This is a genomic window from Chitinophaga sp. 22620 (assembly GCF_052044405.1).
Taxonomy (GTDB): domain Bacteria; phylum Bacteroidota; class Bacteroidia; order Chitinophagales; family Chitinophagaceae; genus Chitinophaga.
On the sequence record NZ_JBQEMV010000001.1, the window covers coordinates 672,938 to 697,516 of the forward strand.

25 protein-coding genes are annotated in these 24,579 nt (G+C 53.6%); 12 read left to right on the top strand and 13 right to left on the bottom strand.

Annotated elements, in window-relative coordinates:
* Window positions 1-14 precede the first annotated feature (14 nt).
* Window positions 15-3,209: an efflux RND transporter permease subunit gene (locus ACTJIK_RS02925; protein ID WP_440644792.1), complete on the top strand. Its 3,195-nt coding sequence runs from the start codon at window positions 15-17 to the stop codon at window positions 3,207-3,209.
* Between the two features lie 119 nt (window positions 3,210-3,328).
* Here the strand turns inward: ACTJIK_RS02925 and proC are convergent, their stop codons facing one another.
* The 3 genes from proC to dusB all read right to left on the bottom strand — a co-directional run bounded on the left by proC (window position 3,329) and on the right by dusB (window position 5,940).
* Complete coding sequence (gene proC, locus ACTJIK_RS02930) at window positions 3,329-4,129, bottom strand: pyrroline-5-carboxylate reductase (protein WP_440644793.1); 801 nt, start codon at window positions 4,127-4,129, stop codon at window positions 3,329-3,331.
* Window positions 4,130-4,265: 136 nt separating this feature from the next.
* A complete protein-coding gene (locus ACTJIK_RS02935; RefSeq protein ID WP_440644794.1) occupies window positions 4,266-4,835 on the bottom strand; it encodes an HNH endonuclease in 570 nt (189 codons plus the stop codon).
* Between the two features lie 34 nt (window positions 4,836-4,869).
* Complete coding sequence (gene dusB, locus ACTJIK_RS02940; RefSeq protein WP_440644795.1) at window positions 4,870-5,940, bottom strand: tRNA dihydrouridine synthase DusB; 1,071 nt, start codon at window positions 5,938-5,940, stop codon at window positions 4,870-4,872.
* Window positions 5,941-6,021: 81 nt separating this feature from the next.
* Between dusB and ACTJIK_RS02945 the strand changes: the two genes are divergently transcribed.
* The 5 genes from ACTJIK_RS02945 to ACTJIK_RS02965 all read left to right on the top strand — a co-directional run bounded on the left by ACTJIK_RS02945 (window position 6,022) and on the right by ACTJIK_RS02965 (window position 9,438).
* Window positions 6,022-6,963 carry a lysostaphin resistance A-like protein gene (locus tag ACTJIK_RS02945; RefSeq protein WP_440644796.1) on the top strand — a complete coding sequence of 314 codons (942 nt, stop codon included), beginning with the start codon at window positions 6,022-6,024 and terminating at the stop codon, window positions 6,961-6,963.
* Between the two features lies 1 nt (window position 6,964).
* Entirely contained in the window at window positions 6,965-7,198 is a 234-nt protein-coding gene (locus tag ACTJIK_RS02950; protein ID WP_346316962.1) for a putative signal transducing protein, read from the top strand.
* Between the two features lie 33 nt (window positions 7,199-7,231).
* Window positions 7,232-8,158: a phosphatidate cytidylyltransferase gene (locus ACTJIK_RS02955; protein WP_440644797.1), complete on the top strand. Its 927-nt coding sequence runs from the start codon at window positions 7,232-7,234 to the stop codon at window positions 8,156-8,158.
* A gap of 69 nt (window positions 8,159-8,227) precedes the next feature.
* Window positions 8,228-8,884 carry a phosphatidylserine decarboxylase family protein gene (locus ACTJIK_RS02960; RefSeq protein WP_440644798.1) on the top strand — a complete coding sequence of 219 codons (657 nt, stop codon included), beginning with the start codon at window positions 8,228-8,230 and terminating at the stop codon, window positions 8,882-8,884.
* 290 nt (window positions 8,885-9,174) lie between these two features.
* Window positions 9,175-9,438 (top strand): hypothetical protein, encoded by a 264-nt coding sequence (locus ACTJIK_RS02965; protein WP_440644800.1) that lies wholly within the window; start codon window positions 9,175-9,177, stop codon window positions 9,436-9,438.
* 62 nt (window positions 9,439-9,500) lie between these two features.
* Here ACTJIK_RS02965 and ACTJIK_RS02970 read toward each other — a convergent pair whose 3' ends face one another.
* Window positions 9,501-10,196, bottom strand: coding sequence for a YjjG family noncanonical pyrimidine nucleotidase (locus ACTJIK_RS02970; protein WP_440644802.1), 696 nt, complete (start codon window positions 10,194-10,196; stop codon window positions 9,501-9,503).
* A gap of 128 nt (window positions 10,197-10,324) precedes the next feature.
* On the opposite strand from ACTJIK_RS02970, the gene ACTJIK_RS02975 reads away from it, so the two are divergent.
* The 3 genes from ACTJIK_RS02975 to ACTJIK_RS02985 all read left to right on the top strand — a co-directional run bounded on the left by ACTJIK_RS02975 (window position 10,325) and on the right by ACTJIK_RS02985 (window position 13,977).
* A complete protein-coding gene (locus tag ACTJIK_RS02975; RefSeq protein WP_440644804.1) occupies window positions 10,325-11,032 on the top strand; it encodes an SDR family oxidoreductase in 708 nt (235 codons plus the stop codon).
* 196 nt (window positions 11,033-11,228) lie between these two features.
* Window positions 11,229-13,196 carry a BatD family protein gene (locus ACTJIK_RS02980; RefSeq protein ID WP_440644805.1) on the top strand — a complete coding sequence of 656 codons (1,968 nt, stop codon included), beginning with the start codon at window positions 11,229-11,231 and terminating at the stop codon, window positions 13,194-13,196.
* Window positions 13,197-13,203: 7 nt separating this feature from the next.
* Entirely contained in the window at window positions 13,204-13,977 is a 774-nt protein-coding gene (locus ACTJIK_RS02985) for a tetratricopeptide repeat protein (RefSeq protein WP_440644806.1), read from the top strand.
* Between the two features lie 3 nt (window positions 13,978-13,980).
* On the opposite strand, the gene ACTJIK_RS02990 is transcribed toward ACTJIK_RS02985, so the two are convergent.
* The 7 genes from ACTJIK_RS02990 to ACTJIK_RS03020 form a co-directional block, all read right to left on the bottom strand.
* On the bottom strand, window positions 13,981-14,724 hold the full coding sequence (locus ACTJIK_RS02990) for a LytR/AlgR family response regulator transcription factor (protein WP_440644807.1): 744 nt from the start codon (window positions 14,722-14,724) through the stop codon (window positions 13,981-13,983).
* Between the two features lie 51 nt (window positions 14,725-14,775).
* Window positions 14,776-15,543, bottom strand: a complete 768-nt coding sequence (locus tag ACTJIK_RS02995; RefSeq protein WP_440644809.1) for a histidine kinase — start codon at window positions 15,541-15,543, stop codon at window positions 14,776-14,778.
* Between the two features lie 225 nt (window positions 15,544-15,768).
* The gene (locus ACTJIK_RS03000) at window positions 15,769-16,479 is read right to left on the bottom strand and encodes a response regulator transcription factor (RefSeq protein ID WP_120518973.1); all 711 of its coding nucleotides are present in this window, start codon (window positions 16,477-16,479) and stop codon (window positions 15,769-15,771) included.
* 47 nt (window positions 16,480-16,526) lie between these two features.
* The gene (locus ACTJIK_RS03005) at window positions 16,527-17,537 is read right to left on the bottom strand and encodes a sensor histidine kinase (RefSeq protein ID WP_440644810.1); all 1,011 of its coding nucleotides are present in this window, start codon (window positions 17,535-17,537) and stop codon (window positions 16,527-16,529) included.
* A gap of 92 nt (window positions 17,538-17,629) precedes the next feature.
* Window positions 17,630-18,127, bottom strand: coding sequence for a gliding motility lipoprotein GldH (locus tag ACTJIK_RS03010; protein WP_440644811.1), 498 nt, complete (start codon window positions 18,125-18,127; stop codon window positions 17,630-17,632).
* Between the two features lie 12 nt (window positions 18,128-18,139).
* Complete coding sequence (locus tag ACTJIK_RS03015) at window positions 18,140-19,015, bottom strand: YicC/YloC family endoribonuclease (protein WP_440644812.1); 876 nt, start codon at window positions 19,013-19,015, stop codon at window positions 18,140-18,142.
* A gap of 78 nt (window positions 19,016-19,093) precedes the next feature.
* Window positions 19,094-19,681, bottom strand: coding sequence for a pseudouridine synthase (locus tag ACTJIK_RS03020; RefSeq protein WP_440644814.1), 588 nt, complete (start codon window positions 19,679-19,681; stop codon window positions 19,094-19,096).
* 72 nt (window positions 19,682-19,753) lie between these two features.
* Here ACTJIK_RS03020 and ACTJIK_RS03025 point away from each other — a divergent pair, with 72 nt between their 5' ends.
* The 3 genes from ACTJIK_RS03025 to ACTJIK_RS03035 all read left to right on the top strand — a co-directional run bounded on the left by ACTJIK_RS03025 (window position 19,754) and on the right by ACTJIK_RS03035 (window position 22,510).
* Window positions 19,754-20,458 carry a Crp/Fnr family transcriptional regulator gene (locus tag ACTJIK_RS03025; protein WP_440644815.1) on the top strand — a complete coding sequence of 235 codons (705 nt, stop codon included), beginning with the start codon at window positions 19,754-19,756 and terminating at the stop codon, window positions 20,456-20,458.
* 400 nt (window positions 20,459-20,858) lie between these two features.
* Complete coding sequence (locus tag ACTJIK_RS03030; protein ID WP_440644816.1) at window positions 20,859-21,800, top strand: UDP-3-O-(3-hydroxymyristoyl)glucosamine N-acyltransferase; 942 nt, start codon at window positions 20,859-20,861, stop codon at window positions 21,798-21,800.
* 11 nt (window positions 21,801-21,811) lie between these two features.
* A complete protein-coding gene (locus ACTJIK_RS03035) occupies window positions 21,812-22,510 on the top strand; it encodes a hypothetical protein (RefSeq protein WP_440644817.1) in 699 nt (232 codons plus the stop codon).
* Window positions 22,511-22,696: 186 nt separating this feature from the next.
* Here the strand turns inward: ACTJIK_RS03035 and ACTJIK_RS03040 are convergent, their stop codons facing one another.
* Entirely contained in the window at window positions 22,697-23,680 is a 984-nt protein-coding gene (locus ACTJIK_RS03040) for an NAD-dependent epimerase/dehydratase family protein (RefSeq protein WP_440644818.1), read from the bottom strand.
* 33 nt (window positions 23,681-23,713) lie between these two features.
* The gene (locus ACTJIK_RS03045; protein WP_440644819.1) at window positions 23,714-24,571 is read right to left on the bottom strand and encodes a 3-hydroxyacyl-CoA dehydrogenase NAD-binding domain-containing protein; all 858 of its coding nucleotides are present in this window, start codon (window positions 24,569-24,571) and stop codon (window positions 23,714-23,716) included.
* Window positions 24,572-24,579 lie beyond the last annotated feature (8 nt).

Genomic DNA, 24,579 nt, shown 5'->3' on the forward strand with positions numbered 1-24,579 from the left:
AACTTTTTTGACAAATGAAGATTACAGAAATTTCGATAAAGCGGCCTACCGTTGTGATCGTGTTGTTCACGATCCTCACCCTGCTGGGTTTCATCAGCTACAAGGCTTTGAACTACGAGCTGCTGCCCAAGTTCAGCTCGCCCATCGTGACCATTGCCACGGTGTACCCCGGCGCCTCGCCGCAGGAAGTGGAAAGCACCGTCACCAAAAAGATAGAGGATGCGGTGGCTTCCATGGAAAAGATCAAAAAACTGACTTCCCGCTCCTCCGAAAGCCTTTCCATGGTAACGGTGGAACTGAATAACGACGCAGATGTGGACATTGCCCTGCAGGACGCGCAGCGTAAGGTAAACGCCGTACTGGCGGACCTTCCCGGCGACGCCAAGCCGCCCAGCCTCAACAAATTCTCGCTGGACGACCTTCCCATCATGACCCTCTCCGCTACTGCCAAAATGGACGACCGCCAGTTCTACGACCTGGTGGACAAAAAGATCCAGCCGCAGCTTTCCCGCCTGCCGGGCGTTGCGCAGATTACGCTCATCGGCGGCCAGGAAAGAGAGATCAAGATCAATATCGACCCGAAGAAACTGGAGGCATATAACCTTTCCATCCTCCAGGTACGCCAGATCATCACCAACGCCAACCTGGACTTCCCGACCGGCAAAGTAAAGACCGTGGACCAGCAGATACTCGTGCGCCTCGCCGGTAAATATAAAAACGTGGACCAGCTCCGCAACCTCGTGCTCACCACCACACCCACCGGCACGCAAGTGCGCCTGGGCGATGTGGCCGACGTGCAGGACAGCCAGAAAGACGCCGAGAAACTCGCCCGTGTAGACGGTGAGAGCGCCATTGCCATGCAGGTGCAGAAACAGACCGACGCGAACGCCGTAACCGTGAGTGAAGCCATGCAGAAAGCGATCGCGGAAATTGAAAAAGAATACAGCAGCGCCAGCCTGAAGGTCAAGATCGCGAACGACGCATCCGTGTTCACACTGGAATCGGCGGACTCCGTGATACATGACCTGATCATCGCTATCCTCCTCGTGGCGGCCGTGATGATGCTGTTCCTTCACAGCTTAAGGAACGCCATCTTCGTAATGATCTCCATTCCCGCTTCGCTGATCGCCACCTTCATCGGCATGAAGCTGTTCGGCTTCTCCCTCAACCTGATGAGCCTGCTCGGTCTTTCGCTGGTAGTAGGTATCCTCGTGGATGACGCGATCGTGGTGCTGGAGAACATCTACCGGCATATGGAAATGGGCAAGAACAAAGTGCGCGCCGCATTCGACGGGGTAAAAGAGATCGGGTTCACCGTAACTTCCATTACGCTGGTGATCGTGGTCGTGTTCCTTCCCATTTCCCTGACTAACGAGCTGGTGAGTAAGATCGTCCGGGAATTCTGCGTAGTGGTAATGATATCCACCATGCTGAGCTTGCTGGCATCCTTTACCATCGTGCCTTTACTGGCTTCCCGCTTCGGTAAGCTCACGCACCTGACCGGTAAAAATATTTTCGAGAAATTCATTCTCTGGTTCGAAAAGCAGCTGGACAAATTCACCGCCTGGATGACCGGCCTGCTGAAATGGGCGCTTGGCCATAAAACCATTACCATCGTAGGCGCCCTCGTGCTGCTGATCGCTTCTTTCCAGCTCGTGGGCAGGGGATACATCGGCGGGGAGTTTATCCCCAACGGCGACCGCGGCCAGTTCATCGTAATGCTTGAAATGCCGAAAGACGCTTCGCTGGAACAGACCAACCAGGCCACGCGGAAAGTAGAGCAGATCATGAGCGGGAAAAACGCCGTGACCTCGCTGATCACTACTGTGGGGCAAACGTCAGAAGACGGTTTCGGCGCGTCGCAATCCACCGCCTATAAATCAGAGATCACCGTGATGCTGGTAGACCAGCACCTGCGGGAGTCTTCAGACATCTTCGCATCCAAGGTCAAAAAAGAACTCTCGGCCCAATTGCCCGGCGTGAAAGTGAAAACCACGCCCGTGAGCATTCTCGGAACCGCGCAGCGCGCTCCCGTTGAGCTGGTGGTGATGGGCAACGACCTGGACAGCGTAATGGGCTTCGCCAAAGTAGCGATGGCCGAGCTGAAGAAAGTAGAAGGTTCCAGCGAGGTGAAACTTTCCGTGGAAGAGGGTAACCCTGAGATCAACGTGCAGGTGGACCGCGACAAGATGAGCGCCCTCGGCCTCACCCTGGAAAACGTGGGCGGCACCATGCAAACCGCTTTCAGCGGCACCGCAGACGATTCGAAGGTGAAGTTCCGCCAGGGCGAATACGAATACGACATCAACATCCGCTTCGACGACTTCAACCGTAAAAACATTGACGACGTTGCGCAGATCGATTTTAAGAACGATAAAGGCGAGCTGATCAAACTGAGCCAGTTTGCCACCGTAACCGAAGGTTCGGGGCCCAGCAGGCTGGAGCGCCGGGACAAAAACACTTCCGTGAATGTGCAGAGCCAGGTAATGGGCCGTCCTTCCGGCACCGTTACACAGGAATTCGGCGACAGATTGGCCAAATTACAAAAGCCGACCGGCGTATCTTACAAGTTCGGAGGCGATGCCGAAAACCAGGGCGATTCCTTCTCCACGCTGGGTATGGCGCTGCTCATCTCGATCATCATGGTGTACCTCATCATGGTGGCGCTGTATGACAACTACATTTACCCGCTGGTGGTGATGTTCTCCATCCCGCTGTCTATCATCGGGGCATTGCTGGCGCTGGCGCTGACGAACAATACGCTGAATATCTTCACCATCCTGGGTATGATCATGCTGATAGGCCTGGTGGCGAAGAACGCGATCATCCTGGTGGACTTTACCAACCAGATGAAAGAAGAAGGCCAGAGCACTTATAATGCGCTGATACATGCGAACAAGGCACGCCTCCGCCCGATCCTCATGACCACCATCGCGATGGTGATAGGCATGCTGCCGATCGCGCTGGCAACGGGCGGTGTGGCTTCCACCAAGAACGGCCTGGCTTGGGTGATTATCGGCGGTTTGATCAGCTCCATGTTCCTGACGCTGATCGTGGTGCCGGTGGTGTACATGGTAGTGGATAAGGTAATGGCGAGGTTCGGCATGAACCGCACTTCGAAGAAACGTTACATCCGCCAGCGGATGGTGGCGCCTACCGTGCAGGAGCTGCAGGGCCGTGAGATGGAAGCCGCTTCCATGATGAACTGATAAAATACTTGCATAAGTAATAATAGTTGTTACAAACAGTGTAACAGTTGTAGGTTTAACTAAATGGCCGGGATAATCTTATCCCGGCCTTCTTTTTAGTATACCTATATTGAAAAGCCTTACGGTTTCAGGATCTTATCGTAGCTGGCGGTGATGCCTTTGATGAGGGAAGAGCTGAAGCCCTGGTGTTCCATTTCGTTCAAGCCCGCAATGGTGCAGCCTTTGGGCGTAGTCACCTTATCGATTTCCGCTTCGGGATGGCGGTTGCCTTTGATGAGCAGCTCGGCCGCGCCTTTCACGGTTTGCGCGGCGATAAGGTTAGCCGTTGCAGCATCAAATCCAATTTCTATACCGCCCTGTATGCTCGCGCGGATAAAGCGGAGCGCATAGGCGATGCCGCAGGCGCCGAGCACGGTGGCCGCGTCCATTAGTTTTTCATCGATGCTGACGGTAACGCCCAGCTGGTCGAACATATCTTTTACAAAAGCCGTCTGCTCCTCCGTTACATTACGCCCGCAGATGCAGGTGATGGATTCCTGGATGGCGATAGCCGTATTGGGCATGGCGCGGAAAATGGGCAGGCCGGGCAGGGTGATCTTTTCAAGATCGTCCAGCAGCACGCCGGTAACCACGCTGATGAGGATCTGTTTTTTAGCGTCGAAGCTGGCGCGCAGCTCGCTGAGCACTTCTTTTACGTTGTATGGTTTGAGAGCCACTACCACCACATCTGATTCGCTGATGGCTTTGGCGTTATCGGATTCCACGTGTACGCCTTTTTCGCGCAGAGCGCCCAGGGTGGCGGTGTTGCGCTTGGTGACGGTGATGCTTCCCGGTTTGCTGAATCCACTCTTTAAAAGTCCTTCCGCTATGGCGGAACCCAGGTTTCCGCCGCCAATGATCGCTATTTTCTTGTCTGACATAGTCTACTATTTTGGAAGAGTAAGGTACGGCAAAACAGGGAAGCAAGCAAGGAGGGGTCAAAAAGGCAGTGGCCCGGCATAGGCCGGACCACTGTCAGACAACATCAAAATATGATCATTCCTGAAGATTCAGGCTTTAATCCAGTGTTACATGGCTCCAGTTCTCCCCGCTTTTGATGCGGTAGAGCTGCATTTCGCTGATGGAGAACTGCTCGGCGATCTGCTTCATCGTCTTTTTGCCGGGTTTATCCAGCAGGCGCTTGATGCTTTTCACCTTGGTCACATTCAGCTTCAGCCCTTTCAGGCGGTGGCGCTGCAGTTCCTTGTAGGCGAGCTTGGCAGGACTGTTCTGCTGGTGTTTCTCCATTTCCTCCTTGGTAGCCCAGCGGAGGTTGCTCACCTTGTTGTTCTTTTTATTAAAATCGAGATGGATAACGTATTTCTGCGCCCGGCTGGTTTTGGGGGAAAAGAGCCGCGCCACTTCGCGGTGCAGGTAGAGGCTCTGGTAGGTGTCCGCCGGTTTGATGTTTAACACCGTGTAACCTTCAACGGTAGAGCCGTTCAACAATTTTCCGTCTTCGATACTTTCGTGGTAACTGATCACTCTTCCCATGTTGGACACTGCGTATTTTTTCCGCAGGGCAGATTTGTTTTTAATCTGCAAGTCTTTCCAGACCTCATTTTTCAGATTTTTAACCGTGGCCATTGTGAAAGCAGTTTTTTGGTGATTCAATTCGGGGTTAATCCGCGATACCACACGCCAGTTCTCTTTCTGTTTGAATTGCTGTTCCTTCCGAGCCAGCCATTGGGGCCATTGTCCGCTCAAATATATGATCTTTGTACTGTAATGCAACGGCATCCAGGACCGATTCTATCGCTGACGCTGTATTGCAAGTTACTAATTGTGCACGGAATTCTTTGATATGCGGCAGACCTTTCAGGTAATTGGTATAATGCCTCCGCATTTCGAGTATCCCCACCACGTCTCCCTTCCAGCTGATGGAGTGGCGAAGGTGCTGCTTGCACACTTTTACCCGTTCCTCCACCGTGGGTGGCGGCAGGTGTTTGCCGGTTGCCAGGAAGTGTTTGATCTCGTTGAAGATCCAGGGGTAGCCAATGGCAGCCCGCCCGATCATCACTCCGTCCACCCCGTATTTTTCCCGGGCATTCAGGGCCTGCTCGGGCGTGCAGATGTCCCCATTACCGAAAATGGGTATATGTATACGCGGGTTGTTCTTTACTTTGCCTATCAGGGTCCAGTCCGCATGCCCTTTGTACATTTGCGTACGGGTGCGGCCATGGATGGTGAGCGCCCGGATGCCCACGTCCTGCAGCCTTTGCGCTACTTCCTCAATGTTTTTGGTATCATCGTCCCAGCCGAGGCGGGTTTTGACCGTAACCGGCAGCTTTGTGGCCTTTACCACCGCTTCGGTGAGCTTTACCATCTTGGGTATATCCTTGAGGATGCCGGCGCCGGCGCCTTTGCAGGTCACTTTTTTCACCGGGCAGCCAAAATTGATATCCAGCAGGTCAGGATTGGCCGCTTCCACGATCTGCGCCGCCATGGCCATCGGCTCTTCATCTCCGCCGAAGATCTGGATGCCTACCGGCCTTTCATAATCGAAAATGTCCAGCTTCTGGCGGCTTTTGATGGCATCACGGATGAGGCCTTCGGATGAAATGAACTCCGAATACATCAGGTCCGCCCCGTTTATTTTACAAACCGCACGGAACGGCGGATCGCTCACATCTTCCATGGGCGCCAGCAGCAGTGGAAATTCACCCAGTTCTATATTTCCGATTTTCACCATATTAATCTTGCCCGTTTTTATTTTGTCGGTCAACTGGCAAACACGCTGTAAATTTACGCAAAATTAGCACAGCGATAGTTTATGGACCTAATACGCAAATCATCTCCTTTTTCCCGGCTGGCATTGCTTTTCGCCCTGATGTTCGTTTGTTACTTCGTATTCGGCATACTGATGGTCGTGCTTTTCCCGGCTATCAGCGGCGGCTATACGTTGGAACAGATAACCGATACAGCTGTTTGGGGAAGCCCGTCTTTTGCGTTTGCGGCCAAAATGCTCCAGTTCCTGTACACCACCATGATATTCCTGGTGCCGGGACTGCTGCTGGCGTGGATCGCCAGCCCGAAACCTGAAGCCTACCTCGGGCTGGAGCGGCGGGCGGGGTTCATACACCTGGGAATGGCCATCCTGGTTATGCTTTGCGCCTTCCCGATGGTAGGATTGCTGAGCGAATGGAACGAAAGCTGGCCCCTGCCGAAATCGCTGATGGATATTGAAGAGTCCGCCAAGGTGCAAACGGAAATGATGCTGAAAATGCCCGACCTTACCTCCATGCTCACCAATCTGCTGCTGGTGGCCCTGGCGCCCGCTATCGCGGAGGAGGTGCTTTTCAGGGGCGTGATGCAAAAGCTTATCACACAAATGATTAAGAACGGCTGGGTGGCCGCGCTCATCACCGCCGTGATATTCAGCGTGCTCCATTTCCAGTTCCTGGGATTCATGCCCAGGGTGCTGCTGGGCTTTTTGCTGGGAGCTGTCTATTTCGCCACCGGCAGCCTCTGGCTGTCTATCGCCGCGCATTTCCTGAACAACGGCCTCCAGGTGGTGTTAATATACCTGTACCAGGCGAAAATGACGAAGTACGACGCCACGGCAGACGAGCATGTGCCGCTGTATTTCGGGCTGCTCAGCGCCGTGGTCACCGGGCTGCTGATCTGGCGGCTGTACCGGCGGGCGAAAGAAAACGGGTACAACGCCGCAGCGCTGGCCCAACCGGAAGTTATCACAGAAGAAAAAGAATATTGATATGGAAAAAGACTGGGTAAAAGTATTTGCCAGCAATGTATCCTTTGAATCAGAGATCATCAAAGGCATGCTGATAGAAAACGAGATCGAGGCCGTGATCATCAACCGGCAGGACTCCTCCTTTGTAACCATGCTGCCCGGCATGGACGAAGTGTATGTGCACAACAGCAACGAAGCAAAAGCGAAAGAGCTGATAGCCGCCAGCCAGGAAGGGAAGATCGAAAACAATCCTTAGCTTTACGGCCGATCTAACTTTTTTGAGCACAGCATGAAGACCTTCATCACGCGCACCATTACCGCCCTCTTTTTTGTAGCAATCATGCTCGGGGGCATCCTGTGGAACGAACTGTCCTTTTTTCTCCTGTTTTTCCTGATCAACTTTTTCGCCCTGAGGGAGTACGTGAAGCTCGTGCGCCTGATGGACAGCGACTATAACGAGGTTTCGCCCTGGCACCGCGTTGGCCTGCTGATAGCGGGTTGCGCGGTGATGATGGCGGTAACCGACCAGCATTTTGGCGGGAGCGGCGTAACGCTTGGCGAGATAGGATTTGTGATGGCATTCATTTTCATCCTGTTGCTGCCGCTTGGCGAAATACTGATGAGCAGGAATTTTTCGCTGAAAACGATCGGCTATTCCATACTGGGGCTTATTTATGTAACTGCCCCCCTGAGCATGATGGTGGATCTGAGATTGTTGCCGGCCACATTTTCCGTTGAACCCGGATGGCATACCACGGTGACGGGAACGGGGTGGTACCTGGCCGGGCACGACGGATCAAACGGCGCACTTATCCCGTTATTGCTGATCATTTTTATCTGGATCAATGATACGATGGCCTACATTGTAGGTTCCCTCATCGGCCGCACGCCTTTCTTTCCCTCCATTTCCCCGAAAAAGACCATTGAGGGAACGGTGGGTGGAATGATACTGGCTATCGCCGCTGCCGGCGTTTTCGGGTATTTCTGGGGGGCTGAACGCTGGGGCCTGGCCTGGCCGCACTGGATCGCGCTGGCCGTGATAGCCGCCGTTTTTGGTACCGCGGGCGACCTGCTGGAATCGCGCCTCAAAAGGCTGGCGGGCGTAAAGGATTCGGGGAAGATCATGCCCGGGCACGGCGGCTTCCTGGACCGATTCGATTCATTGCTCGTAGCGGCGCCTTTTGCATGGATATACGTGAGTCTCTTTGTGCGATAAATTTTTATTTTCTTCATACCTTCGTACCGCCGGAAAAAAACCGGCGATCTTTCATTAACAAATCTGAACATGACTATCCATCGTGAGGGAACGGCTACCATCGCCATCACCTTTGTGGTACTGGCGCTGATCAACGGCGCGGTATTTTACCTGCTCCCGGGCGCCCCGGTGTTCGGCTACGTCGTAGCCGGTATTTCACTGGTTTTATTCCTTTTCATCATTTCCTTTTTCCGCATCCCCAACAGGGTGCTGAACCAGGACGAGCAGCTGGTGATCGCCCCGGCAGACGGTAAAGTGGTGGTAATTGAAGAAACTTTCGAAGCGGAATATTTTAAGGACAAAAGGCTGCAGGTGTCCATTTTCATGAGCCCTGCCAACGTGCATGTGAACCGCAATCCCATCAGCGGGGAAGTGAAGCTGAGCCAGTACCATGCCGGTAAATACCTGGTGGCCTGGCACCCGAAATCGTCCACCGAAAACGAACGCCACACCGTGGTGATCGGCAACGGCAAAGCCGAGATACTCGTGCGCCAGATCGCCGGAGCGCTGGCCCGCCGCATTGTGAACTACCTGAAGGCAGGCATGCAGGTGAAGCAGAACCAGGAAATGGGCTTCATCAAATTCGGCTCCCGTGTGGACATTTACCTGCCCATCGGCACGGAAGTGAACGTGGCGCTGGAACAGACCGTGAGAGGCGGACAGACCGTGATCGCGAAGCTGGGATGAGTTTTAACAGATAGTTAAGACGGATTGGATTATCTTCCGTTCATCATGAAACTGAAACGAAAATCCGGCTCCAGGTTCAGAGAAAGAATGGAGGGATGGGCAAATGTGATGGCCATCCTTGAAGCGATCGTCGAATTCATCGGTCTTTTTACATGATTTTAGGATGAACTGATTTATCTTCATTACGTGACGAAACAAACCAACATATCAAGATTCCGTAAACGTTTCGGGAAGTTCCTGAACGGGATGTATGTTTTCAATTTTGTTTTTGAGTGCATAACTTTCCTTTTATGAAGAGAATATTTTTCGCCCTCGCGGCAGTAACATTGATGGCAGGCCCGGCACTGGCGCAGGAAAAGCCTGCTGCAAAAAAGAAAGCAACGAAAGAAGCGGCCTGCAATAAAGAAGGTGAGCCCTGCTGCAAAGAAGAGCAGACCGCCAAAGGCAAATCCTGCTGCATGCCCATGCCTTCCAAAGCTGCCGCCGCCATGAAAAACAAGGCCGCCAAACCGGCTGCTGTGGCTCAAAAGGCCAAGCCTGCCACAAAAGGATAATAATCAAAGTTGACGATATTAAAAAAGGGCTGTGTTCCGCGCGGAACACAGCCCTTTTTTAATTACAATATCTCTTTCAGCTCGTGCAGGCTTTTGATGGTATAAGTAGGCTGAATGCCTTCCGGCTGTTTGTCCGGCGCAAAATATACCTGGTCTATGCCCGCCTGCTGCGCCCCGAGGATGTCCACATCCAGGGTATCACCGATCATGATGCATTCGGATGCGGAGCAGTTGGAGAGCTTCATCGCATAGTCGAATATTTCGCGGTGGGGCTTCAGGCTGCCGGCGGATTCAGAAGTGATCACATGCGTGAAATAATCGTTGATGCCGGAATGTTTCATTTTCCGCCGCTGGGTTTCTTCAAACCCGTTGGTAATCAGGTGGATCGGGTAGTTTTTGTCGCGCAGGTAATCCAGCACTTCGGTGGCATGCGGGAAGAGGGCGGTCTTGGTAGGCAGCACTTCAATAAAACGCGCGCCCAGGCTTTCGCAGAGCTTGTCGTCGCAAAGCTTGAAATCCAGGAAGGTCATGCTGAAACGTTTGGTGCGCAGGTCGTTCCTGTTGATATATCCTTTGCGGAAGCGGTCCCAGAGTTTCTCGTTGATCACGGAATAGGACGCGTAAAATTTTTCAAAAGAGGGAATCCCTTTTTTATCCAGTGCATATTCGGCAAAAAGTTCCTGTAACGTGGCCGTGGCGTTGGCCTCAAAATCCCACAATGTATGGTCCAGGTCGAAAAAAATATGTTTGTATCTCATAATAGTCAGTAGCGTTGGCGGCTGTAATTCAGCACAAATTTACGACAATCGGCCGGAAGCACCCCTGATTTAACGTTTCCGTAATTTTTGCCTTATTTTTAAGGGCTTTAAAAAGGGCAAATCAAAATATGTACGCGATCATTACAGGCGCAAGCAGGGGAATAGGCAAGGCTACGGCTGAAAAGCTGGCTGCGGAAGGGTTTGACGTTGTCATCTGCGCACGCAACCCGGCTGCGCTCGAAGCCGCCAAACAATCCATCGAACAGCAGCGGCAGGGCGTGAAGGTGCTGGCTGAAATAGTAGACATGGCTGATAAGCAGGCGGTGCTTGCTTTTGCGCAAAAAATAAAAGATACTTTGGGCGATACGCCGGCGATACTGGTCAATAATGCGGGAATATTCACGCCGGGCGCGGTGCACGAGGAGGAAGACGGGCACCTCGAACAAATGATGGCCGTGAACCTTTACAGCGCCTACCACCTCACCAGGGCCTTTATACCCGCCATGAAAGCGGCGCGCAAAGGCCATGTGTTCAACCTTTGCTCTACCGCCAGCCATAAGGCATACCCCAACGGCGGCTCTTACAGCATCACGAAATTTGCCTTGCTGGGCTTTTCGAAGAACCTGCGGCAAGAAATGAAGCCTTTCGGGGTGAAAGTTACCTCCATCAGTCCCGGCCCGGTATGGACGGCCAGCTGGGAAGGCTTTGAGGCCCCGGCGGACAGGCTTATGGAAGCCTCCGATGTGGCGGATATGATCTGGGCGGCTTATAACCTCAGCCCGCAGGCTGTTATCGAAGACATCCTGATGCGCCCCATGCTGGGGGATATCGGGTGACATTATGCAAGGATCAAACCGAGCATCATACTGTTTAACATACAGGGGAACGAACCGCGAGGTTCCGCCCTTCCTGTAAAAGGCATTATGCGGGGGCGAAATCCTTTCCTGTGGCTTGTTTACACGCTTTTTTTAACTTACTTTTAACTCACAGCGCGCGTACGCCGGTGCGGCTTTGGTTAAATTTGTTTCCAGGATGAAGGTATATATTGCCATTTTTAAGAAAAGTTTATTCACGCTGCTGATATTGTGTTGTGCAGCCTTTACTGCCACAGCGCAGGAGTTCCGTTTTACCACCCATAGCAGCGCCAACGTAATAGCCATGGACGAAATGGTGCGCGTGCAGTTCCTGCTGGAAAATCCCGTGAACTTCAGCGGCCAGATCACCCCCGTTTTCAAAGGCTTCACCGTAGTGCAGGGTCCTGAAATGATGCAGAGCACTTCTTATGTGAACGGCAAAGTATCCAACTATCTCGCTGTTTCTTACGTGCTGCAGCCCCAGGCACCCGGCCATTATACGATTCCCGGCGCCACTGCGCGGGTGGACGGCAAGCTGGTAAGAAGCAACCCTATCAATATCGAAGTGGTGAAAGGCGGCGCCGGCGCGCAAATACCCCAGCAGCAGGCGCAACCGCAACCTCCGCCCCGCCGTGGCTTTGGCGGCGAGGTGTACGGGGAATCGCATCCCGGTGTGATCAGGAAAGGCGAAGATGTGAAAGACAAGCTCCGTAAAAATATTTTCGTGAAAGTGGATGTGGACAAGACCAGCGTTTACGAAGGCGAGCAGATCACTGCTACCTATAAGCTGTACACCCGCCTGCCCACGAATTCCAATGTAACGAAAGTGCCCGCCTTCAAAGGGTTTTCCGCGAAAGACATTGAGCTGCCCAACCCGCCGCGCGCCAACGAAGAAATAGTGAACGGCGTGCCTTTCAACGTATTTGTGATCCGCAAAACGCTGCTGTTCCCCCTGCAATCCGGCGAACTGGAGCTGGACCCTGCGGAGGTGGACAACCAGGTGCATTTCGTGAAGCTCGGCGCCCGTAAAAAACGCGCGGCGAACGATCCCTTCAACGACCCGCTCTTCCGCGATGCCTTCGGCGGCGGCGCGTTCGACGATTTTTTCAGCGACGATCCGTTCGCCACGCCCGAGTATGAAGTAGTACCGTACAAAATACAGAGCCCCATTGTAAAAGTGACCGTTAAACCCTTGCCCACGGCTGGCCGCCCGGCCAGCTTCAACGGCGCGGTGGGTAAATTCACCATGACGGCCCAGCTGGACAAGAACGAACTGAGCACCGACGATGCGCTCACCCTCAAGGTGAATGTCGCCGGGCAGGGCAACGTGAACCTGCTGAGCGCGCCGCCGCTGAACATACCGCCGGCATTCGAAAAATACGATCCGACCGTTACCGATAACATTGAGAAGAACAGCAACCCCCTGAGCGGGAGCCGGCAGTTCCAGTACGCGCTGATGCCGCAGGAAAAAGGTGACTACGATCTGCCGCCGGTGGAGTTCTCCTATTTCGACCCTGCCGCGCAGGCTTATAAAACGCTGACTTCTTCGCCTTTTACTATTCACGTAACACAGGGAAAACAAACCAAAAAAGAACGCGAGGACTTTGGTGTGAATACCGAGCTGGCGAATATCCATTCCAATGCGCAGAACTGGAGCAAAAGCAGTCCTTTCTTCTTCGGCAAGCCTCTTTTCTGGATATTGTTACTGCTGCCGCTGCTGGGTATTGCAGGCCTGGCCTGGTACCGCAGGCGCGAGAACTTCCGCAGCAGCAACGCCGCGCTGTTGCGGCATAAACATGCGAACCGCGTGGCGCTCAAACGCCTTGAGCTGGCGGCGCGTTACCTGAAAGAAGGGAAAGACAAAGCCTTCTACGAAGAAACTTCCCGCGCCATCTGGGGCTACCTCAGCCATAAACTTAAAATTCCCATGGCCACGCTCACCAAGCAGGAAGTGCAGGACAAGCTGGCCGCCCAGCAGGTGAGCGGCGCAACCATGCATAAATTGCTGGAGGTCACGGACCGTTGCGAGATGGCGCTGTATGCTCCCGCCAGCTCCAGCGAACACCGCCAGGGCGCTTACCAGGAAGCCGTGGAAGTGATCAGCGCCATTGAAGATGAATTAAAAAGCAAAGCCGCCGGAAAATAACTGAATTATGACGCGTTCATTCAAGCAATCCATTCACATCCTGTTGTGCTGCTGCCTTACCGCCGCTGCTGTTTCAGCGCAGGGGCAAAAGGCGCCGGCGCTGTTCACCGAAGGCAATGCGCTTTACCAGCAGAAAAAATATGAAGAGGCCGCCGCGAAATACCAGCAGCTGATCGATTCCGGTTACCAGGTGGCAGACCTCTACTTCAACGCGGGGAATGCTTATTACAAAAGCAACCAGACCGCCATGGCTGTGTACAGCTTCGAAAAGGCCCTGCACCTTAAGCCGGGAGATGAGGACATCGAGCAGAACCTGGCGCTGGCCAACCAGCGCGTGGGCAGCAATATCGAAACGCTTCCTTTGCTTTTCTTCGAACGGTGGTGGATGCAATGGCAGCACCTGCATTCCCACGCGGGCTGGGCCGTGTGGAGCATCGTTTGGTTCTGGCTGCTGTTGGCCTTTGCCGCGGTATATTTTTTCATTCCCGTGCCGCGCCGGCAGTTGTTCCGCTGGGCCATGACCGTTACCGCCGTGCTGTTCACCGGCTACTTTTCCATGGCCATCTGGACGCACAACAAAGCTTACAACAGCGGTGAAGCGATCGTGATGCACAACGCCGTAAAAGTCAAATCCGCGCCGGACGACGGCAGCAAGGATCTTTTTGAGCTGAAAGAAGGCGTAAAGGTGAAAGTGCTGGACGGCACCAGCCAGTTCAGCAAAGTGCAGCTGGCGGATGGCAAAAGCGGGTGGGTAGCGGTAAATGAACTGAAAAGACTCTGAGCGTTATAGTTTTTCGATCCTCGTCAGGAATTCCTGTTTCCTGTGGCGGCTCACGGGCACGCTCCGCCCGTCGGTCATGATGATCTCGCCGCCATCGCCCTTGATGTATTTGTACATGTAAGAAAGGTTGATCAGGTAGCTGTTGTGCACCCTGAAAAAACCTTTGTCCTTCAGCACATCCTCCACTTCCTTGAGCGAGCGGCAAATGAGCAGGGGAACGGCGTGCTGCTGCATGAAAACGCGGGTATAGCTTCCTTCCGATTCGCAATAGGTGATCTCACGCACGGGCATCATGCGCAACCCGTCTACCGTAGGCAGGGCAAGCCTTTCGTTGGGCTGCATGTGCTGGTGGAGGAACTGGAGCAGGGCTTCCGTTTTTGGGCCGGAAGTATGATGCTGGCTGACGGCTTTTTTCACGCTGGCCATCAGCTCTTCTTTATCGACAGGTTTCAGGAGAAAATCCAGCGCGCTGTGGCGGATAGCTTTAATGGCGTACTGGTCGTAAGCTGTGGTGAAGATCACGGAGAAGTTGGGCCGGCCCAGCTCTTCCAGCAGTTCAAACCCGTTCATGCGGGGCATTTCCACGTCCAGGAAAACCAGTTGCGGCTGAAATTTCGTGATGGCCTTCAGCCCTTCTTCGGGGCCGGCGCATACGGCTACCACCTGCAGTTCCGGGCAATAGCGGCTCAGCAGCAGGTGCAGTACATCGCGGCAATGTTCCTCATCGTCTATAATGATGGTAGTCATGAAAGCCCTGTATTAGGGTGATAAACAGGAATATACCTCAGCAATGCTAATTTACTTAAAAATCTGCTCTTCTTCCGGGAGAGAGGCGGCAGTTACGTCCGGCAGGCGGATGACGGTGAAGCTGCCTGTTTTCTGGTGATGCTGATCGTAGAGGTGGCCGGTGGTGATGGCGGCATGCGTATGATACCGCATATTCAGCCACTGCAGCCGTTCCGCCGCCACGCGGGTGCCCTGGGTACGCTGCTGGTAGCCGTGGAAGGCGCTCTGGCGGGCCACGCCATTGTCTTCCAGCCGGATGTAAAACTCCCCGTCCTTACGCCCGATCTCGATGCTGATGAGCCCTTTCTGTTCCGGGTTGCGGTGCAGCAACCGGTGCCAGATGGCGTTCTGCACATGAGGCTGCACCACGAAGGGCGGCATCAGCACGGAAAGCTGGGGGCAGCCGGGCAGGCGGTGTATCACGTATTCGAACTGGCCGTCGAAGCGCAGCTGTTCCAGCTGGAGGTAGAGCTCCAGCGATTCCAGTTCTTCTTCCAGCGATATCCATTCCTTGCTGCTGTTCTCCAGCGTGAGGCGCATCAGCTTACTGAAGCGCGTGAGGTAGGCAGACGCCAGCTCCGTGCTGGACGAAAGTATAAAACTATGGATGGCGTTGAGGCTGTTGAAAATAAAGTGAGGGTCCATCTGGCTCTGGATGGTGTGCAGCTCCAGCGAAGCGCGGCTGTCCTGGAGAGCTATCTTTTCCTGTATATTCCGCCTGAGCCTGCGCTCCCTCCACCAGAAAAAAAGGCCGGTAGCGGCGGCGACAATAAAGAACATGGCCAACAGGATCAAGACGCCGGGTAAAGGCAGTAGTTTCAATGCCGGCGGCGCCGTAAGAGCATGCGATAATTCCTGTGATCCACTTGTGGGGCTGTACATATCAGATTCCTGTGCCGCTCAAATATAGGCTGCATTCAATGCCCGGAAAAGGGGGATTGAATAGCTGGCGGAGGCAGGCTTACAAATGGCAGCGGAACACGGATAGTTGGTGAAGGGGTGCTGTCAGCCGTCGGTGAACTTGTAACCTACGCCGCGAACGGAGTGGAAATACTGGGAATTGCGACTGTCCTGTTCAAAATACTTGCGGAAATTGAGGATGAAGTTGTCGATAGTGCGGGTAGTGGGATAAACATTGTAACCCCAAACCACCTGGAGTATCTTTTCACGGGTTACCACCTCGCCTTTGTTTTCGATCAGGAGCTTGAGCAGCATCGTTTCCTTTTTGCTAAGCTCGTGGTGTTTGCCGTCTTTCCCGACGCATTCCTGCGCCGCGAAGTCTATCATATTGTTGCCGAAGCGGTATACGTTAGGGACGGAGTCCTTATCCTGTATCTTTTTATTTTTGACGATGAGCTTTTCAACGCGGAGGAGCAGTTCTTCCAGGTTGAAGGGCTTGGTCATATAGTCGTCCCCGCCTTTTTTCAGGCCCAGCACGCGGTCTGCGCTGCTGTTCTTCGCGCTCAGGAAAAGGATGGGCACTTCGTTGTTCTGTATGCGGATGTTCTCGCATACGGCCAGGCCGTCCATTTCAGGCAGCATGATATCGAGGATGATCAGGTCGAAGTACTCGTTCTTAACGGCTTTCAGGGCGCTCGTTCCATTGTCAACGGCCGTTACCTCATAACCTTCCAGCTCCAGGTTCAGCTTGAGGGCCTCCTGGAGGTTTTCTTCATCTTCTACCAGCAAGATAGATGCTTTCGTCGCTTCCTTCATTTTGATGCATTGTGGTTGCCTATAAAATTACGTACAACCGGTTAATTTTATACAGATTGCACGGAATAATCGTTCCAGGTGATCTCAAAGCTCGTGCCTTTGGGGGTATTATCCTTCACGGCTATACTACCGCCGTGCTGTTCCACTATCTTGCGGGTGAGGTACAGCCCCAGCCCGGAACCTTTGCTTTTACGCGTATTTTCGTTGCCTATGCGGTAGAACTTCAGGAAGATCTTGTTCCGCTCTTCCTGCGGGATGCCTTCCCCTTCGTCGTTCACCACCAGCTTCAGCATATCGCCGGACTGAAAGAGCCTCACCTGTATGCCGGTGCCTTTCGGGGCGTATTTGATGGCATTCTCCACGAGATTGTTCAGCATGAGGGTGATCATGAACCTGTCTCCCTGTATTTCCACCCCCGGCATGATGTCTGCCTCGATATGATGGCTTACGGTGCGGCATTGCAGCTCTTCCACCGCGTCTCTGAGCAGCCTGGAGAAATCCAGGTGTTCCAGGAAGGGCTGGTACTTGCGGTGCTCGAACTGCGAGGCCAGCAGGATGTTGTTGCAGAGCTGGTCCAGCCGGTTGGTTTCGCGGATGGTGGCATCCAGCAGCTTGCGTTGTTTTTCTTCATCCAGCCTGTGGCGGCGGAGCGTTTCCAGGTTCAGCTTCGCTACGGCGATGGGGCTTTTCAGCTCATGGGTCACCGCCATCATAAAGTTCTGCTGTTGCTGGCTGAGCTTCATCTGTTTCCATACGGCGCGGTATACGATGGCCGCGCCGGCGAGTATCAATACCAGGAATATCACGCCTTCGCCGATGTATTTGAAGGTGCGCATCTGCTGTTCCTTGTGGAGGCGCTGCATTTGCTGCATGAATTCCGCCGGGTGGTTCAGCTCATGCACCTTATGGGTAAGCTCCAGCTGTTCGTACTTCGCTATCTGCTTGCTTTGCTGGTGCAGCAGCACGCCCCACCACAGTAATTGCACCACGGTGTATACCAGCACAAAAACGTAGATGCCGGTGATCAGCTTCTTGTTTTCCAGGCCGGATTGTTTCATCCGTTCATAATGTTTTTTAAAGGCCGGATGGAACTTTGCATTTTGTCCTGTTTGTTAAGCTCTATTATGCTCGCTTTCATCTCAAAAACTTATTACTTCCGCAAACCGGCTTTCTCTATTCTCAGCCCCACGCTCAGCATATCGGGAAGCGGGTTTTGGCGCATGTTCTGCTCGAATGTAAAACGGTACATGCCCGGCTTCGGCAGGATGGCGTTCTGCTGGATGAGGATGCGGTGCTCATAGATATCGTCCATGCCGCTTCCCAGCCATTTGCCGTAAGTATCGGCCAGGGGCAGCTCCACGCGGCGGGTAACCGCCGTACTGTCTCCCGGCAGCTGCGTGCCTATGAGCAACCAGAGGTTGTTGTAAGGGTATGCATCGGTATGCCGCACGTTCACGTAAATGTTATAATTCCAGGCGGTATCTTCCGGGCTTAGCTCCAGTTCGAATACCGGCCTGTTTGCAGCCGCCCATTCGGAATTGGGAATGTCCCGGTTCTTTTCAAAAGTATCCAGCTTTGGAGGCTTGCAGGCGAAGGCCAGCAGGCAGATCAGCAGGGCGGCCAGTCCCTGGTTCGTCTTTACCGTCATAGTTTATTCAGCTTATAGTACATTCAGTACCTGCTCTTTGGCTTTTTCCAGTTCATCTTTCATCATTACCACCCATTGCTGGATGCCGGCGTCGTTTGCCTTGGAGCCGGTCGTATTGATCTCGCGGCCTATTTCCTGGAGCACGAATCCCAGCTTTTTGCCTTTGGCGGGCTCGGCTTCGGCGAGTATATCTTTAAAGTACCGGCAATGGTTCTGCAGGCGGATCAGTTCTTCGGAGATGTCCAGCTTTTCCAGGTAAAAGATCAGTTCCTGCTCCATGCGGTTGGCGTCTACATTTTCTTTGCCCACGTATTCCGCCAGCAACCCTTCCAGGCGCGTGCGTGCTTTGTCCTTGCGCAAAGGGTCCAGCTCCTTCACCTTTTCGGTGTACAGCAGGATGTTGTCTATCCTGAGCAGCAGGTCTTTTTCCAGCATGGCGCCTTCGTCTATGCGGTGGGCGTCCATATCGCTCACGGCGGTGCGGATCACTTTTTCCACTTCCATCCATTCCGATTCTTCCATTTGTTCGGAAGCGGGGGTTACCACTTCGGGGAGTTTCATCAGTACGTTGAGCATGTCTTCCTGCGGAAGGGAAAGCTCGGTGGCCATGGATGAGATCGCGGAATGATAATAACGGGCCAGCTCGGTGTTGATCACAACGGGGCGGGTTGCGCCGTTCTGTTTGATGTTGATGGTGGCGTCCAGCGTACCGCGTTGCAGTTCCTGCTGCAGGATGTTGCGGATGTCGAATTCGTAGGGCTTTAACAGAGGGGACATCTTCAGGTTCACTTCAAACTGTTTGCCGTTCAGCGACTTTATTTCCGCCACAACGGTTGTTTCTCCCCGGGTTACCTCCGCACGGCCGAAGCCGGTCATGGATTTGAGCATATTATCTGTTTATGTGACAAATCTAGTCAAATGAAGCCATATTTCTCGGGAACCCGCTCATTTTGAGCAGGATGCCCGCTAGCGGAAAAGGGCTTTATACATTTCCTGCTGTGAAAGCTCCTTCATATCTCCCGGCTGCATATCGCCGAGGCTGAGCTTTTCGATCCGGTAACGGATGAGCCTCAACGTTGGGAAGCCCACAGCGGCCGTCATCTTGCGAACCTGCCTGTTTTTCCCTTCGCGGAGTATGAGCCGTATCCAGGGAGCGGGTATATGCTTGCGGAAACGGATGGGCGGGTTGCGTTCGGGCACGGCCGGCCCGGTCTCGAATATCCCGGCATCGGCGCCCCGGGTACGGAACGGCTTGCCGTCTACCGTGATGGTCACTCCTTCCTGCAATTGCCGGATGGCCTGGTTGGTCACCGCGCCGTCTACCTGCACCCAGTATTCCCTTTCATGGCCATGTTTGGGATCCAGCAGGCGGTGGTTGAGCGATTTGTCGTTGGTAAGTATCAGCAGCCCTTCGCTGTCGTAGTCCAGCCGGCCGACAGGGTAAACATCGCGCGGTACGTTGAAGTAGTCGGACAGGACGGCTTTGTCTCCCTCTTTCCCGAAGCGCGTCAACACTTCGTACGGCTTGTACACGGCAAAATAGTGCAGGCTCAAAATGCTTACTTTGGTTAAGGGCCTGTAAATTAGTAATTTTGCCGCATCCTTAGAGGTTTTATGGCATATGATATGTTAAGCAGTCAAACAGAATGCCGGTTCTGCAACAAATACCTGGGCGAGATATTTTCCGCAGCCACGCCTGAACACGTGGCGGAGATAGCCAACGCAAAAGAGTGCAAAGTGTACAAGAAAGGCCAGGTGATTTTCCAGGAAGGCGCGCATCCCTATGGCATCTACTGTATCAATACAGGGAAGGTGAAACTTTCGCACAGCGGCGACGAAGGGAGGGAGCAGATCATACGTCTCGTGAAACCCGGAGACCTCATCGGGTATAAAGCGCTCATAGACAACGAACCATATACCGCAACGGCTACCGTGCTGGAAGACAGTGCGGTGTGTTTCATCCCCCGCGATATATTCCTCCAGATATTGCAGACAGATACCGCGCTTTCCCTGAAGATGATGCAGATCATTACCAGCGAACTGAGGAGGGCTGAGCTGAAGATCACCCATCTTGCGCAGAAGCCGGTAAGGGAACGGCTGGCCGAAACCCTGCTTACGCTGAAAGAAACCTACGGCCTGGAAGAAGATGAACAAACCATCAACGTAACCCTTTCCAGGGAAGAGATCGCCAATCTTGTAGGCACCGCTACCGAATCTGCGATACGCCTGCTGTCGGAGTTCAAAAAGGAGAAGGTGATAGATCTGACGGGTAAAAAGATCAGGATACTCCGCCTTCAGCAACTCATTAAGATGGCAAACCTCCAGGATTAACCCGGCAAGTTCGTTTCCTTCAAAAAAAATTGCCTTCAAAAGCGCCTAAAAGGGTCAACCGGATCAAAAAACGGGAAATGGGTACCTGGGTGCCCGGGCTTGTCGGAACATCGGAAGACGACGTTTTATTTCGTGCCGGTGATGTGCGTGAAAAAATGCGATGCTTTGAAACGCTTTGCTGCCGCGGGTTACAAGGGCAATAAAAAAAGTCTGACCGTGAGAACAATCAGACTTTCTTGTTATGTGAATGGGTTAGTAAGTACAGGGAAACAAAATTCCCTACACAATATTAAAAAGAATTTCATCACAAAAGAAAAATTTTACAAGAAATTTTATTCACAAGCAAAAAAAAAGTGTGGATAACGCCCCCTAACTTTGCTGTCTGATTTAAAGATGAACTATGAAGTTTGATAAACCGATTTCGGTAAAAGAAATAGCAGCGCTCATTGGCGCAGAACTTACAGGCGATGATTCGCTAATGGCAACCGGCATCAACGAGATTCACAAAGTGGAAAAGGGAGACATCTCCTTCGTGGATTTCGAGAAGTACTACAACGCCTGCCTTACATCCGCCGCTACCATCATCATCATCAACAAGAAGGTGGAAGCGCCCGCGGGCAAAGCGTTGCTGGTAACCGCGGACCCTTTCAGCGCTTACGTGAGCCTCGTCAGGAAATACCGCCCCTTCGTGCCCCTCACTTCTCCCCTCAGCGATACTGCCGTGGTAGGTGAAGGCACCGTCGTATCGCCCGGGGTTGTTATCGGTCACCATGTAACCATCGGCAAGAACTGCATCATCCACCCCAATGTTACCATCTACGACCATACCATTATCGGCGACAACGTTATCATCCATGCCGGCACCGTTATCGGGGCAGACGCCTTTTATTTCAAAAAGCGGGCAGAGCGGGAGGTGATGTACGACAAGCTGCTTAGCTGCGGCCGGGTGATCATCGGGCACGACGTGGAGATAGGCGCCGGCTGCACCATCGATAAAGGCGTGAGCGGCGATACCATCATCGGCGCAGGCACCAAGTTCGACAACATGGTGCACATCGGTCACGGCGCGGTGATCGGCAGGAACTGCCTCTTTGCTGCCCAGGTTGGCGTAGGCGGCAAGGCTATTATCGAAGACAATGTGATACTCTGGGGGCAGGTAGGCGTGAATAAAGACCTGACCATCGGCAAAGGCGCCGTTGTGCTCGGGCAGAGCGGCATCAGCAGCTCCATAGCAGGCGGTAAAACCTACTTCGGCTCACCCGTGGAAGACGCCCGCGAGAAGAAAAAAGAATTAGCCTGGATCAAACGTATCCCGGAGATCTGGTCAAAGCTCAACAGCTAGTACAAAAACGTATGATAAAAACGATTTACGGTCCCGCCATTGCCCTTTGCCTGCTTTTTACAGCCTGTGCCACCGTCAAAAAAACGGCGGCCGATCCCGGCCTTTATATTACCGCCAACGAGCAGCCTGTTAAGATCAAAGACGGCTGGCTGACGGCTAAAACGATCACGCTGGGCGCTTATGCCACCACTTCCCGTACCAACGGCGTGGCCGCCAATACGCCGGCCAAACAATTCAAAAGCACTTCAGACGCTTTTCATTTCACCGTTAAAGGCCAGGATGCGGAATTGCCAGTGCAGGTACTGAGCACCGGGAAGATCACCTTCTCCAGCCGCCCGCTTCCCGCATACCTCAGCACATTGCCGGCAGACGCGCCGCTTTGGTACATGTTCGTGGGCGGCACCGCCCAGGATCCGCTGAAAAGCTGGGAACTGCTGCTGAAAAAGAACATTGTTTTCCTTGAGCTGAACGAGAACAAGCCGGTGGGCATCCTCCGCTCTTCAACAGACGAGATCAGGATCACCGCGCACAACCGCTTCGGCATCCGTAACAGCACCGAAAAGATCTGTTACGAGTTCCAGCTGAAAGGGGTGCCGGTTGCCGCTGTGCTCACCGGCGACATGCCGAAGGTATGGCTGCATGCAAAAGCGGACGCCAGCCTGCAGAGAGCGCTTGCCGCGGTGATGCTGGGGCTGTTGTTCAGATCATAAACTATATGAAGCAACGAAGAACCGGCAGCAAAGCTGTTTGCACCGGGGAGAGATAATATTCCCAAGGGCGTCCCGCAAGGCGCCCTTTTTTCATGGGAAGAACAAAGAAAGATTGCCTGTTTGCCGGTATGGATGCATGATGAAGGTTAATACCAGGTGTGACTGAGAGAGAAGGGGAATAACGGGTCAATTGCCGGGCTGCGCGGCCAGGTAATCCCTGCTCACATCCGCCACTGTTTCGTCCAGCGGCCGGAACTTAAACCCCGGCAGCGACTGCACGATCTTTTCGCTGCTGTAATACACTTTCAGCTGGGCCGTGCGGGCAGTTTCGCGGGTGATGAGGGGGCGTTTGCCGGTGAAAAGGCTGCGGAGCTTTTCCATTCTCCATACAAGCGCAGCCATCCATGGTTTTGCAGAAATGTGAGGCGGTTTTTTACCCATCGCTTCGGCCATGCGGGTGAAGAGCTGGCGGTATGCCCAGTTGCCGCCGTTGAGGATGAACCTTTCGCCGGTAACGGGACTGTCCATCAAACGGATCATGGCCGTCACCACATCGCGCACGTCCACGAAGCCGTTCACGCCTTCGGTATAGTAAGGAAATTCTTTCCAGGCATTCTTCAGCATCAGCCCGGTACCATCGTGCCAGAAGCCGCTGCCGAGGATGATGGAAGGGTTCACGATCACGGCGTCCAGCCCTTCGGCGATGCCGCGCCATATTTCCATTTCGCTGAGGTGCTTGCTGATAGCATAGTTGGAGTTGTTGCCGCTTTCTTCCCACTCGGCGTCTTCGGTAATGGCCGTTTGCTGCCGTGCCCTGCCGAGCGCGGCCACTGAGCTGACGTGCACGATCTTGCGGATGCCTCCATCAATGGCAAGGTTCACCACGTTGGCCGTTCCTTCGATGTTGGCTTTCAGCATTTCATCGCGCTGGTCAGGCTGGAAGGAAACCATGGCGGCGCAATGATAGATCTCCGTGATGCCCTGCATGGCGTCTTCCAGCGCACCGGTATCCAGCACATCCGCCTGGAACCATTCCACTTTGTCTTTGATATCGTTCACCTGTTCCGGGATGCGGCTGCGGTATAAGGCGCGCACTGGTTTGCCGGCCTGCACAAGTGCACGCAGAAGATAGCTGCCTAAAAAACCTGTTCCCCCGGTTACAAGGATCATGACGGATGATTATTATTGCGGCACAAATGTAAATCAATACTTGTAAAAACCTTTCCCGGTTTTACGGCCCAGCTCGCCTTTCGCCACAAGCGCGGCCTGCATAGCCCCGGGCCTGAACCGCGGCGCCTGTTGGAATGCTTCGTACAACGAAACGGTCACTGCATAGTTCACATCATTGCCGATCAGGTCCATCAAAGCAAAAGGCCCCATCCTGAACCCCGCGGCTTCCAGCAGCCGGTCTGTGGCTGCAATGTCCGCAATGCCGGATTGCACCGCTTCCATCGCTTCAAGATAATAATGCCGCGCAACCCGGTTCACGATAAACCCCGGAGCATCTTTTACACGAACGGGCGTTTTTCCCATCTCCAGCACAAGGGCATACAGGAGGTGGGCGGTATGGGTGGATGTTTGTTCGCCCTTCACCACTTCCACCAGCTGCATCAGGTGGGCGGGGTTAAAGAAGTGCAGGCCGCCCACCCGCTGCGGGTTCGTTACCTGCCGGGCAATTTCGGTCACGGAAAGGGAAGAGGTATTGGTAGCAAAGATGGTGTCTTCATGATTGATGGCGGCCAGGTCGTTAAAGAGCGCTGCCTTGGCTTCCACTTTCTCCACGATGGCTTCTATCACGAGCTGCGCTTTGCATTCCTGCAGCTCATGGCAGAGTTTGATGCGGCCAAGGATGTCCGTCATCTGCTGCTGCGGCATCTTCCCTTTGTCCACCGCTTTTTGCAGGTTGCCGCTGATCTGTGCATGCCCCTGCTGCAGGGCTTTTTCATTCAGGTCGAAGAGGCGGGTATGGAAGCCGGCGGCAGCGCATACCTGCGCGATGCCTGCGCCCATGGTCCCGGCGCCGCAAACGGCAATGGTCTGGATGTTCTGGATAGACTGCATATGCGATG

Excerpts from the sequence above, each read along its gene's own strand:
- ACTJIK_RS03015 (WP_440644812.1), bottom strand. The coding sequence starts at position 19,015 with ATGCTCAAATCCATGACCGGCTTCGGCCGTGCGGAGGTAACCCGGGGA.
- ACTJIK_RS03010 (WP_440644811.1), bottom strand. The coding sequence starts at position 18,127 with ATGACGGTAAAGACGAACCAGGGACTGGCCGCCCTGCTGATCTGCCTG.
- ACTJIK_RS03045 (WP_440644819.1), bottom strand. The coding sequence starts at position 24,571 with ATGCAGTCTATCCAGAACATCCAGACCATTGCCGTTTGCGGCGCCGGG.
- ACTJIK_RS03030 (WP_440644816.1), top strand. The coding sequence starts at position 20,859 with ATGAAGTTTGATAAACCGATTTCGGTAAAAGAAATAGCAGCGCTCATT.
- ACTJIK_RS02990 (WP_440644807.1), bottom strand. The coding sequence starts at position 14,724 with ATGACTACCATCATTATAGACGATGAGGAACATTGCCGCGATGTACTG.
- ACTJIK_RS02995 (WP_440644809.1), bottom strand. The coding sequence starts at position 15,543 with ATGTTCTTTATTGTCGCCGCCGCTACCGGCCTTTTTTTCTGGTGGAGG.
- ACTJIK_RS02935 (WP_440644794.1), bottom strand. The coding sequence starts at position 4,835 with ATGGCCACGGTTAAAAATCTGAAAAATGAGGTCTGGAAAGACTTGCAG.
- ACTJIK_RS02960 (WP_440644798.1), top strand. The coding sequence starts at position 8,228 with ATGACTATCCATCGTGAGGGAACGGCTACCATCGCCATCACCTTTGTG.
- ACTJIK_RS03000 (WP_120518973.1), bottom strand. The coding sequence starts at position 16,479 with ATGAAGGAAGCGACGAAAGCATCTATCTTGCTGGTAGAAGATGAAGAA.
- ACTJIK_RS03005 (WP_440644810.1), bottom strand. The coding sequence starts at position 17,537 with ATGAAACAATCCGGCCTGGAAAACAAGAAGCTGATCACCGGCATCTAC.
- ACTJIK_RS02975 (WP_440644804.1), top strand. The coding sequence starts at position 10,325 with ATGTACGCGATCATTACAGGCGCAAGCAGGGGAATAGGCAAGGCTACG.
- ACTJIK_RS02925 (WP_440644792.1), top strand. The coding sequence starts at position 15 with ATGAAGATTACAGAAATTTCGATAAAGCGGCCTACCGTTGTGATCGTG.
- ACTJIK_RS02950 (WP_346316962.1), top strand. The coding sequence starts at position 6,965 with ATGGAAAAAGACTGGGTAAAAGTATTTGCCAGCAATGTATCCTTTGAA.
- ACTJIK_RS02945 (WP_440644796.1), top strand. The coding sequence starts at position 6,022 with ATGGACCTAATACGCAAATCATCTCCTTTTTCCCGGCTGGCATTGCTT.
- ACTJIK_RS02970 (WP_440644802.1), bottom strand. The coding sequence starts at position 10,196 with ATGAGATACAAACATATTTTTTTCGACCTGGACCATACATTGTGGGAT.
- ACTJIK_RS02980 (WP_440644805.1), top strand. The coding sequence starts at position 11,229 with ATGAAGGTATATATTGCCATTTTTAAGAAAAGTTTATTCACGCTGCTG.
- ACTJIK_RS02965 (WP_440644800.1), top strand. The coding sequence starts at position 9,175 with ATGAAGAGAATATTTTTCGCCCTCGCGGCAGTAACATTGATGGCAGGC.
- ACTJIK_RS03035 (WP_440644817.1), top strand. The coding sequence starts at position 21,812 with ATGATAAAAACGATTTACGGTCCCGCCATTGCCCTTTGCCTGCTTTTT.
- ACTJIK_RS02955 (WP_440644797.1), top strand. The coding sequence starts at position 7,232 with ATGAAGACCTTCATCACGCGCACCATTACCGCCCTCTTTTTTGTAGCA.
- ACTJIK_RS02985 (WP_440644806.1), top strand. The coding sequence starts at position 13,204 with ATGACGCGTTCATTCAAGCAATCCATTCACATCCTGTTGTGCTGCTGC.
- dusB (WP_440644795.1), bottom strand. The coding sequence starts at position 5,940 with ATGGTGAAAATCGGAAATATAGAACTGGGTGAATTTCCACTGCTGCTG.
- proC (WP_440644793.1), bottom strand. The coding sequence starts at position 4,129 with ATGTCAGACAAGAAAATAGCGATCATTGGCGGCGGAAACCTGGGTTCC.
- ACTJIK_RS03025 (WP_440644815.1), top strand. The coding sequence starts at position 19,754 with ATGTTAAGCAGTCAAACAGAATGCCGGTTCTGCAACAAATACCTGGGC.
- ACTJIK_RS03040 (WP_440644818.1), bottom strand. The coding sequence starts at position 23,680 with ATGATCCTTGTAACCGGGGGAACAGGTTTTTTAGGCAGCTATCTTCTG.